The 2,623-nt window shown below is 64.0% G+C and carries 2 protein-coding genes; both read right to left on the reverse strand.

Annotation, left to right across the window (positions count from 1 at the left end):
- The coding region (locus CXY70_RS00040) for an Ig-like domain-containing protein (RefSeq protein ID WP_104190386.1) at nucleotides 1-1,998 on the reverse strand (1,998 nt) is incomplete at its 3' end.
- A 222-nt stretch (nucleotides 1,999-2,220) separates the two neighbouring features.
- Nucleotides 2,221-2,623, reverse strand: a 403-nt coding sequence (locus CXY70_RS00045; RefSeq protein ID WP_199183301.1) for an Ig-like domain-containing protein, incomplete at its 5' end; no start/stop codon positions are given.

Below are 2,623 nucleotides of genomic sequence, written 5' to 3' on the forward strand. Positions count from 1 at the left end.
GATCGCCGCAACATCGAAGGTGTACCCCGTGCCATTGATCAACGACCCGATCACCGCGCTGGTCACATTCGCCACCGTCGTCGTTCCAGTTGCCGTTGCGTCCGCTCCAGTGAAGGTGCGCACCAGGTAGCCCGTGATCGCGGCGGCATTAGCCACCGGCACCGGGGCCGTCCAATTTACGGTCGCCGAAGCATTTCCCGCAACCGAGGTTCCGATCACGGGCGCCCCAGCCACAACCTGCACCACGGGTGCGGTCGGAGCTGTCGTGAACGACCAGCCGTCGGGAGCTATCAGGTTGCCCGCAACATCCGCAATTCCCGACAGTGTCACCGTATAGGACGTGTCGGCCGACAATGTCGCGCTCGGGTTCAGGGTCGCAACCCGAGTGCTGGCGTCGTATGACACTACGGCGGGAACGGTCGTGGCACCGTTGGCGAGCACGAATGTGGTGTCGCCGACTCCCGTGACCGCTTCGCTGAACGTTGCCGTCAGGTCGTCGGTCGCACTGACCGCGCTGGCGCCCGCCAGCGGTGTCCTCGCCGTCACCGTGGGGGCAACGACATCAGGTTCCGGATTGACCACATTGATCGTGAATACCGCCTGCCCTGTGGCCGAAACGTTTCCGGCGGGATCGAAGGCATTGAACGTGAGCGTTGTGGAGGTGGTGACGGGTATCGCTCCGCTGTAGAGAGTGGCGGAGTCGGAGATGACACCGCCGGCGAGAACCACGTCGGAACCGTCGACGGTGTAGTAGATATCCGCTCCGGTCTCGTTGGCGTTCAGCGTGACCGATTGTGCGGTATCGAACGTGCCTCCGGCCGGCGTTGCCGCGACGGTAGGCGCCGTGTTGTCGGTTGCCGGGATGGCATGAACGGCCGGGAAAGTTTCTCCAACGCTGCTGACCGCGACCACATACACGTCGTAGGTTTCCCCAGCGATTAGAGAAGTGAGGGTGGCGCCGGTTGCACTCTGACCGGTGATGCGCTTTCCGATTTCAATTTGCTCGTTGTTCGTGACGGTTTGCCCCACGGCAACGACCCGGTACCCGGTAATAGCTGCTGTTCCGGGGATCGCCTGCGCGGGGGTCCACGTGACCGCGATCCCGTTGCCTACCTTGGTGGCTGCGACGCTCGTCGGTCCGGGAGGGCCCGACAGGAGCGGGCCATTGGGGCAGCCGCCCATGCCGGGGCCGCCCAGTTCACCGAACTCGGCGATGGTCAAGCCCTGGCGGTTGGCATCGAGGTCTTCGGCCTGCCATCCCATGGCTCGCTCGCCGCCCGCATCGGCTGCGAGCTGCGCCGTATCAAGTTGGTCGAAAACATAGGTGGCGGTGAAGGTGTTCGGTCCGTCCAGATCAAATTCCAGGCTGGACTCGTAGCCGCCCTTGGGTGCGCGGGTCATCGGACCCGGTACTGCACGCACGTCGCGGCGCTGCACGCTCGTGGGCACCAGTGCTGGCTCGATGATACGTTGTTCGACCTGTGCCCGGTTGACCGTCGCGCCGATATGGCCGGTAACCGTGACGGTGTTTGCGCTGCGCACAGCGCTGCCGGTCACAAACAGGTCTTGGACCAGGGTGTCTCCGGAAGCGGTGGCACCAAATTTGACGGATACGGTGTCCGCCGGAAGGATATCGGGGGTTACCTGGAGGCCGGTTCCGGCACCCCAGCACACGCCGCCGGGATGGTTGATCTCAAAGGCTACGTCGCCGGCCTGGACAACAGCCTCGGCTGAGCCAATCACACCGACACCGGCGCGGCTGACCTCTACGGTCGCCGTCTCACCTAGATGGTCTTGGTAGCCCTCGAGAACGACGAAGTCCCGGTTGGGAAAGACCACGATGTTGTCGGGAAAGGTCGGAACGGCCGCCTGGGCCGCTGGGATGGCGAGCACGAGGCTGGAGCACAGCACGGCGACAGCGAGCCCCGCCAGCGCCGTCTGGCGCCGACCCGGCAACCACAATCCGACTCGTTCCGACCGGTCAGATGATTTTTTCATGGTGCCCCTTCCATTCCATAAGATGAAGAACTCTTCACGCCTGTAGGAACGATGTCAGCCGAAGCTTGTAAAAATACTGGGGTTAGCGCCAGGGTGGCGCGCAGGGGATTGCCTGCCATTCTCGAGGCTCCACTGACGGGAGATCGCCGGCATACACGAACCGGCCGGCAACTCGGGAAGAGTCGCCAGCCGGTCGTTGGGGGGTGGTTCAGGTTCCCTGGCCTAGAGCACGGTGCCGGTCGTGAAGGTCCACGTACTCGTCACCAGGGGGTTGCCCGCGAGATCTCGAACGCTCGTGTTTCCACCGGTGATGGTCACCCGGTATTGCACATTCGAACTCAGGGTCACCGAGGGGTTGATGGTCAGCACATTGGTGGTGGCGTTGAATGCCGCCGCCGATGTGACGACCGCCCCGCTGGAGACCCGGGTGATCTGAACCGTGCCAGCGGCTACTCCGGTGATGTCTTCACTGAAGAGCGCGGTCACGTTGGCATTCCGGCGCACCGCGGTGGCTCCCGCAGCGGGAGTCCTCGTAGTGATCCTTGGAGCCGGACCGGTGATGAACGACCAGGTGCTCGTCGCCATCGCGTTGCCGGCCGCGTCACGGATACCCGAGAGGGTGGCC

Source organism: Cryobacterium sp. Y82, from assembly GCF_002929495.1.
Lineage (GTDB): Bacteria > Actinomycetota > Actinomycetes > Actinomycetales > Microbacteriaceae > Cryobacterium > Cryobacterium serini.